The organism is Komagataeibacter sp. SM21 (genome assembly GCF_041402665.1).
GTDB lineage: Bacteria > Pseudomonadota > Alphaproteobacteria > Acetobacterales > Acetobacteraceae > Komagataeibacter > Komagataeibacter saccharivorans.
Window position 1 is genome coordinate 1 of sequence record NZ_JBGLOV010000044.1, and the last position, 7,130, is coordinate 7,130.

General features: G+C 55.6%; 6 protein-coding genes. All 6 read right to left on the reverse strand.

Annotated features, from left to right (window positions below):
* Positions 1-95: 95 nt before the first annotated feature.
* Positions 96-2,159 (reverse strand): type I restriction endonuclease subunit R, encoded by a 2,064-nt coding sequence (locus ACBR42_RS16605; protein WP_371208771.1) that lies wholly within the window; start codon positions 2,157-2,159, stop codon positions 96-98.
* Positions 2,156-3,118, reverse strand: coding sequence for a GIY-YIG nuclease family protein (locus ACBR42_RS16610; RefSeq protein WP_371208772.1), 963 nt, complete (start codon positions 3,116-3,118; stop codon positions 2,156-2,158). The genes ACBR42_RS16605 and ACBR42_RS16610 overlap by 4 nt, the downstream gene beginning before the upstream one ends.
* A complete protein-coding gene (locus ACBR42_RS16615) occupies positions 3,115-4,434 on the reverse strand; it encodes a restriction endonuclease subunit S (protein WP_371208773.1) in 1,320 nt (439 codons plus the stop codon). The genes ACBR42_RS16610 and ACBR42_RS16615 overlap by 4 nt, the downstream gene beginning before the upstream one ends.
* Positions 4,431-6,242, reverse strand: a complete 1,812-nt coding sequence (locus ACBR42_RS16620) for an N-6 DNA methylase (protein WP_371208774.1) — start codon at positions 6,240-6,242, stop codon at positions 4,431-4,433. The genes ACBR42_RS16615 and ACBR42_RS16620 overlap by 4 nt, the downstream gene beginning before the upstream one ends.
* A gap of 72 nt (positions 6,243-6,314) precedes the next feature.
* Positions 6,315-6,710, reverse strand: a complete 396-nt coding sequence (locus ACBR42_RS16625) for a type II toxin-antitoxin system death-on-curing family toxin (protein WP_011251544.1) — start codon at positions 6,708-6,710, stop codon at positions 6,315-6,317.
* Complete coding sequence (locus tag ACBR42_RS16630; RefSeq protein ID WP_003630907.1) at positions 6,710-6,937, reverse strand: AbrB/MazE/SpoVT family DNA-binding domain-containing protein; 228 nt, start codon at positions 6,935-6,937, stop codon at positions 6,710-6,712. The genes ACBR42_RS16625 and ACBR42_RS16630 overlap by 1 nt, the downstream gene beginning before the upstream one ends.
* Positions 6,938-7,130 lie beyond the last annotated feature (193 nt).

Genomic DNA, 7,130 nt, shown 5'->3' on the forward strand with positions numbered 1-7,130 from the left:
CGGGCAGCGTGCTGATGGTAGTCTCCGACATGTGGCATATCCCTTTCTCGGTTGAGAATTGACGGCGTCTGAACACCGCCATGATATGCCGCCCCTCAGGGCATCACCAACTTTCGCGCGTTACTCAGCAATGGCTGATCGAAACCCGTCTGGAACTTGTTCGCCACGATCAGAATCCGCCATGGATCTTCGGCAAAGACTTCCCTCAGGTCGCGCCCTTTGAGTGCCGGGTTGATATTGCTTTCCGTAAAGGGCTCCGGGCCACTTTCTGGGTCATCCACTTCGCCCGAGAATGCTGCGAGAAGCCCGAAGGGATAATGCTTTTCCTTCACATAGCGATCCATAGCCAGTTTCCAGCGCACGGCCTCCTTGCGGCTGGCCGTCACGACCATAGCGCGTGCCTTGCCGCCAAGGAGAGGCTGCACATTTTGGCGGAAATGCTCCACCACAATCTGCACGCGCGCGGCGATGTTGGTGGGATGCAGGCGCACCCACTTCATCAGCGCTTTCTTTGCCTCCGAAGCCTCGACTTCCTCGTTATCCAGAATCTGTCCGTTCTGGCTCAGGCGAAACGCCTGTTTCCAGGACACATAATTCTGCAACACATCAAGGATGAATTCTTCCTCGATAGCCTGCCGCATGGAATAGACATGGAACGCCTCAGGCTTGTTGTCCTCGCCCTTGGGCAGACCCGGATGCGGCAACCGCCCGAACAGTTCCAGCGTTTTGGCCTTTGGCGTAGCCGTGAAAGCAATAAAAGAAATTCCCGCGTCTGCCGCAGTCCGCTGCGCCATTTCCGCCGCTAGCAGGTCTTCCGTGCTGATTTCTCCGCCGTCCGCAAGCTCTGCAAGTTCCCCGGATGAAAGGGCAGCCTTGAGCTTGCTGGCGGATGTTCCGGTCTGAGAGGAATGAGCCTCATCAGCAATCACGGCGAAGTGCTTGCCCTGGGTCGCCGCAAGCTGACGGATTTCCTCCAGCGCGAACGGAAAGGTCTGAATCGTGCAGATGATGATTTTCTTGCCGGTATGCAGAGCCGCTGCCAGTTCCTGACTCTTGCTGCCCCCGTTGCCAGAGATCGACGCCACGACGCCACGCGTGCGCTCAAAACTCTCGATGGTTTCTGAAAGCTGCCGGTCCAGAACCGTGCGATCCGACACCACAATGACAGTATCGAACAGCTTGTGATTGTGCGCGTCATGCAGATCGGACAGAAAATGCGCCGTCCATGCGATGGAGTTTGTCTTGCCCGACCCGGCAGAGTGCTGGATCAGGTAACGCTGCCCCGGCCCCTCCTCCAGAATGGTGGAGACCAGCAGCCGGGTGGCGGCAAGCTGATGATAGCGCGGAAAGATCCAGCCCGAGATCTTCCCCTTTTTCTTCACCGGAATGACGTAGCGACCAAGAATGTCCAGCCATGAATCTGGCTGCCAGACCTCTCGCCACAGATACGCCGTGGTGCCGGGATTACCTGCACCGCCCTCATTCCCCTGATTGAACGGCAGAAAACGGCTGTGTGCACCATCCAGATGGGTGCACATCATCACATCGCTGTTGCTGACAGCAAAATGCACGACCGCTCCGCCGGGAACCGAAAGCAGCGGTTCCGCAGGCTTGCCGGGCGGTTTTGGCAGGCGGTCTGTGCAATACTGCTCCACCGCATCCTGAACCGACTGTGTGTAGTTTGATTTCAGTTCGGCGGTCGCAACCGGAACGCCATTCAGAAACAGCACCAGATCCAGCTCATTGCCGTTGCTGGCTGAATAACGCACCTGCCGCACCACGCGCAGGCGATTGGCGTCATAGCGCTGACGCAGATGGGGATTCATGGTCAGGGCGGGACGGAACTGACAGATCTTCAGCGTCTTTGTCAGTCCAATAATGTCCAGCCCGTCACGCAGGACAATGAGCGTGCCCCGCGTGTTCAGCGCGTCCCGTACACGCTGGCACAAAACAGCGCCAGCCGAGCCCCCGTGCGTTTTCTCCAGCGTCTCCCACGCCTCCGGCTCGCATTCGCGCACCCACGCCAGCAGATCTTCGGGAAACAGGGCCTGCGCCACGTCATACCGCGCGGCAGAGCCATCTTCATAAAGCCAGCCGGAACGTCCGAGGCAATCGCAGATTTCGGATTCCAGATGGTGCTCCTTGTGAAGATCGGTCATTCACCGGTGCCTTTTTCTGTTACGGCATCAAGCTGACTGGCCTGCCAGTCGCGGAACGAGATGTCCGGGTTGCTCTCCAGCTTCCACGCAGCAGGCCCGCTCACGGAATGTCCGAAAACAACCGCAGCGGCTGCACTCGGGCTTCTGAAGGCATAATCTTTCGTAAAAACCCGATGCGTTCCAGCCGTTTGCAAAATGCCAGACCGTACCAGTTCGTCATGCAGCGGCTTATAGGAACCAGCCTGTGCGCTGTCCTCTCTCTGCCAGTCACTCCGGGCCTGCGATCCGGCTTCAACAATAAATTCGCCGTCCTGAAAAACAGCCTTTGCCGTCAGATCAATGCGCGGCTTGTGCAGGACAAAACGGACTGCCTCAGGAGCCGCATCGGCTCCCTCTCCTTCCGACGTTTCAAAGACCGGAACGGGCCGCGATGATCCCGCCGGGCGGCTGCGCTGGATAAACATATCCACCCGGATGGCTGGCAGCACCACCATCAGACTGGCAAGAAACGCCTCCATCTTGGCAATATCTGCCTCCGTCAGCCCCGGCGGTTTCGGAGAGTTGCCGTTGTGCAGCGGTGTGTGTCCAATCTCCCGCGCCATGACGATAAGCCGCGCTTCCAAATACTTTACATGCGCCTTGTTGAGCCGGTTCGCGCTGGCGGAGACCAGAACAGCGGTTTCCCACCAGTCCTTGTCGATCGCCGCCGCGTGCTGTTTCAGTCTGACACCGAGATCTTCGGCCTCCCCGATATAGGCGAAGTCCTGCCCGTCCTTCTCGCCCAGCAGCAGATAGACCCCGGCATAACCGGATTCCTCCCGTTTGAGCGCGTCCGTCAGGCGCGTGCGCGGCGTGACGAACACATGCCCCGTCCAGTTGAATAATTCGGCAGTGATCATGCCGTCCGGATGACCGTCGATATAGAAAAGTTCCAGAGAGCGGCCTTTGGTGTCGATCATGCTGCGATGGCTTTGCTCTGGGCGCGGACGTCGATCTTGCCGGTGACGGCGGTGGAGATGAGGGCGGCGCGACGTTCTTTGAGGAGGTTCAACTCATATCTTATCTGTTGTTCGAGACTCTCAAAAGCAGAGGTCTTCCTATCAATATAAGCGCATATTTCCTTCTGCTCATTCAGAGGAGGAACTGGGATGGCACTTGCACGCAGTCTGTCAGCTCTTATGCCACTTGCTGTCGACCCGCTGGCGCGGCTTCTGAGTTCCTGCCTGCCAATGTCAGATAAATAATATGCTCTCATATAAAAACTGGACATGTTTTCATCGAGTTTAAATAGAATCATTCTCTGTCCTGGAGATATTAATGCATCTTCTATGATAGCAACTTCACCAAGCGGAGCTTCTGTAGTGAGAATTACATCTCCAACCCTCGGAAATCCGCGTGTCATTCTCCTATTATATTCTTTTTCTGTTATAAAAACAGGATCTATGGAATGATCAATTCGACCATGCTTTATGCATGATGCAGTAATAAGTGGAATACCACTTTCGACTTTATTAGGTGTAACACCACGGTAATCAACAAAATTTCTTACTACTTTATTGAGTGAGAGAATTTCCCACCCTTCCGGCACCATCCCGATCCACGGGATGCCTGAGTCCTTCATGGGGGCGTTGGGGTTCAGGCCTTTTGTGACGGCGTGGGAGATGACGGCCTGCCGCTTTTCCGCAAGGAGGGCAATCAGCCGTTCCTGTTCGGCAATCAAGGCGTCAATCTTCCCGCACTCACGGTCCAGAAAGCTGGCTATTGCCTGCTGTTCGGGAAGTGGGGGAATAGCAAAAGCGATTTTACCAAACTGTTCGTAACGTATTGTTTTCCCATCACGTATACCTTCTGATGATGCATTGATTTCATCAATAAATAATCGCGATTTAAAAAGGTAACTCCAAAAAATATCATTTATTTTATTTTTCCTGCATAACACAGTATAAGCAGGACTTACGCATCCTTTATAATAAGAATATTCAATTCCACCCTGAAAACTTCTTAAACTAATAACAAAATCGCCTTCATCTACATGGCGAAAATTATCAATACCTGAAATTGCGAGTGTAACTTTCTGATCTTCGTTTTTCATGAAATCTTTTTGGGGAATGACACCATATTTCTGAGTCGCAGATAATTGTTCATCACCTGATTGTGCAGAAATTTTCTTGTCAGCAAAAAGTCGCCTTCCATTAAGAAGATTCCAACCGACCGGAATCTCCCCAATCCACTCAACCTCACTGTCCTTATAAGCCGGATACTTCGGGAAACTCATGCCGAAAGCTCCCCAAGCATCGCCATGATTTTCGCAGTCACTTCCTTCAGGTCCGCATCAATCTCCGCAAGCGGACGTGGCGGCTCGAAGACATAAAAATACCGATTGAACGGAATTTCGTAGCCGATCCTTGTCTTGTCCTCGTCAATCCACGCATCCGGGGCATGAGGCAGAACTTCGCGCTTGAAGTAGGCGTGAATGTCCTCATCCAGCGGCACGTTTTCCGTATCGCGCAGGCTGCTGTCGGGCATGGGCTTGCCCTTCGCCTTGCCACGCTGGCCAAAGACGATGTTGCCATCCTCATCACGCTGCGGGCGCTCCACGGTGATGGTCTGATAACCAAACTCCTCGTTCCGGAAGATGCGGCTCAGCGGTGCGAGCCTGACCTTGCCACCTTCGGGGGCTTCCGGTGGTTCCGCGCCCTTCATCACAACCTCACGCGTCTGCGTGCCATCTGTGGCGGTGATGGTGGCAAGCTGCGCCTCCTGCGCGTCGCGGAACAGGCGCGTGACGAGGGTAATGTCGTCCTCCCCCATTTCCTTGCGCTTGGAGCCGAGGCTTTTGCGCATTTTCTGCCAGAAGGACGAGGCGTCGATCAGTTGCACCTTGCCCTTGCGATTCTTTGGCTTGCGATTGGTGAGCACCCAGACATAGGTGGCGATGCCGGTGTTGAAGAACATATCAGTCGGCAGCGCGATGATGGCTTCGACAAGATCCTCTTCCAGAACGAAGCGGCGGATTTCGGACTCGCCGGAACCGGCAGCGCCCGTGAACAGGGGCGAGCCGTTCAGGACGATGCCAAAGCGTGAGCCGCCGTCCTTCGCGGGACGCATCTTGTGGACGAGATGGAGCAGGAACAGCATGGAGCCGTCCGAGATGCGCGGCAGGCCGGGGCCGAAGCGCCCGTCATAACCGAGCTTTTCATGCTCGGCCCGAACGGCTTTCTCGACTTTCTTCCACTCCACGCCAAAAGGCGGGTTGGAGAGCATGTAATCGAATTTGTGGTTCGCCAGTTCGTCATCGGAGAGTGTGTTGCCGAGGCAAATGTTGCTGACATCCTGATTGCGGATCAGCATGTCGGCCTTACAGATGGCGTAGGATTCCGGATTCAGTTCCTGCCCGAACATGGTCAGACGGGCGTCCGGATTGTGGTCGAGCAGGAACTCTTCCGCGACGGAGAGCATACCCCCGGTGCCCGCCGTCGGGTCGTAGATGGTGCGAACGGCGGCGTTGCCGGGGGTCAGCAGGCTGTCATCCTCGGCAAAGATCAGGTTCACCATCAGCCTGATGACTTCGCGCGGGGTGAAGTGCTCACCGGCCGTCTCATTGGAAGCTTCCGAGAACTTGCGGATCAGTTCCTCGAACACCTGCCCCATCTGGTGGTTATCGACGGTTTTATCGCTAAGGTCGAAGCTGACGAATTTTTCGAGCACCAGATAGAGCAGATTGGCCTTTGCCAGACGGTCTGTCTGTTCGGTGAAGCGGAAGTGGTCGAAGATGTCACGGGCGGCGGGTGAAAAGGCGTTGATATAGGCGGAGAGGTTCTGGGTCAGGTTATCCGGATCGCCCAGCACGCCTTTCAGAGTGAAGTCGGACGTATTCACGAACTTCAGACCGGCGGCTTTCTCCATGAAAGGCATGGCGTCGATGCCTTTACTCTCCCACTTCTCCTTTTCCTTCAGCACCTTGTCACGGGTTGGGGCCAGCACGGCATCAAGGCGGCGCAGAACGGTAAAGGGCAGGATGACCCGACCGTATTCTGCTGGTCTGAAGTCACCGCGCAGAAGATCGGCGACCTGCCAGATCATGGAGGACAGGGAGGCGGTCCGGGAGGGCGTGCTCATGAGAAAATCTGGTCCGATATCGAAAGTGTGGAATCACTAGTTTTGAAAATGTTGCCGGAGCCAGACCGCGAACGCGTCTTCCTCCATTGCGCCAGACGCAAGAGCTACCATGGCTTCGACAGCTTCCGGAGCGCCGACCTGCACACGAGTGCCGTTCAGCCGCAGGAAAAGGACGCAGCAACTCCAGGCTGTCCGCTTGTTGGCGTCGTTGAAGGGATGATTGCGAGCAATGCCATAAGCGTAGGCAGCAGCCAGAGTCGCGGTGTCCGGCGGATCGGATTCCGCATAGTGCCAGCGGTTTTCTGCGCGGGCCAACGCGCTGTGCAGCAGATCTTCGCTTTTGAGCCCGTGGGTTCCGCCGTATTCCTTCAAGGCCTGATCGTGCATGAACAGCACCGCGTCAGGTTCCAGAAACTCAGGCACATCCGGCATCAGCGTTTGGCCAGCTCCTGAAGAACGTCTGCCTGCTCACGCAGTGTCTCACGCGCCATCTGCATCTGGCGTTCAAGCCTGAGATTACGTTTCACGAGCTTGATTCCGTCGGCCATTTCGACCAGCGTGAGTTCCTGCCCGACCTCAAGACCAAGGCGGATACGTGTTTCCGCTGGAAGGGTAACACCGACAGAATTGCCCTGTTTGCGAACGACAACCGTTTCCATGAGCTCAGCTCCGTATTACGAATGGTAATACGTAACAGAACTTACTTAGGAGCGGCAAGCAAAATAGAGTAACGCGCGAAAGTTGGTGATGCCCTGAGGGGCGGCATATCATGGCGGTGTTCAGACGCCGTCAATTCTCAACCGAGAAAGGGATATGCCACATGTCGGAGACTACCATCAGCACGCTGCCCGA

Bases quoted from the DNA above. Each gene is read 5' to 3' on its own strand.
- ACBR42_RS16610 (WP_371208772.1), bottom strand. From the start codon at position 3,118: ATGATCGACACCAAAGGCCGCTCTCTGGAACTTTTCTATATCGACGGT.
- ACBR42_RS16630 (WP_003630907.1), bottom strand. From the start codon at position 6,937: ATGGAAACGGTTGTCGTTCGCAAACAGGGCAATTCTGTCGGTGTTACC.
- ACBR42_RS16625 (WP_011251544.1), bottom strand. From the start codon at position 6,710: ATGCCGGATGTGCCTGAGTTTCTGGAACCTGACGCGGTGCTGTTCATG.
- ACBR42_RS16615 (WP_371208773.1), bottom strand. From the start codon at position 4,434: ATGAGTTTCCCGAAGTATCCGGCTTATAAGGACAGTGAGGTTGAGTGG.
- ACBR42_RS16620 (WP_371208774.1), bottom strand. From the start codon at position 6,242: ATGATCTGGCAGGTCGCCGATCTTCTGCGCGGTGACTTCAGACCAGCA.
- ACBR42_RS16605 (WP_371208771.1), bottom strand. From the start codon at position 2,159: ATGACCGATCTTCACAAGGAGCACCATCTGGAATCCGAAATCTGCGAT.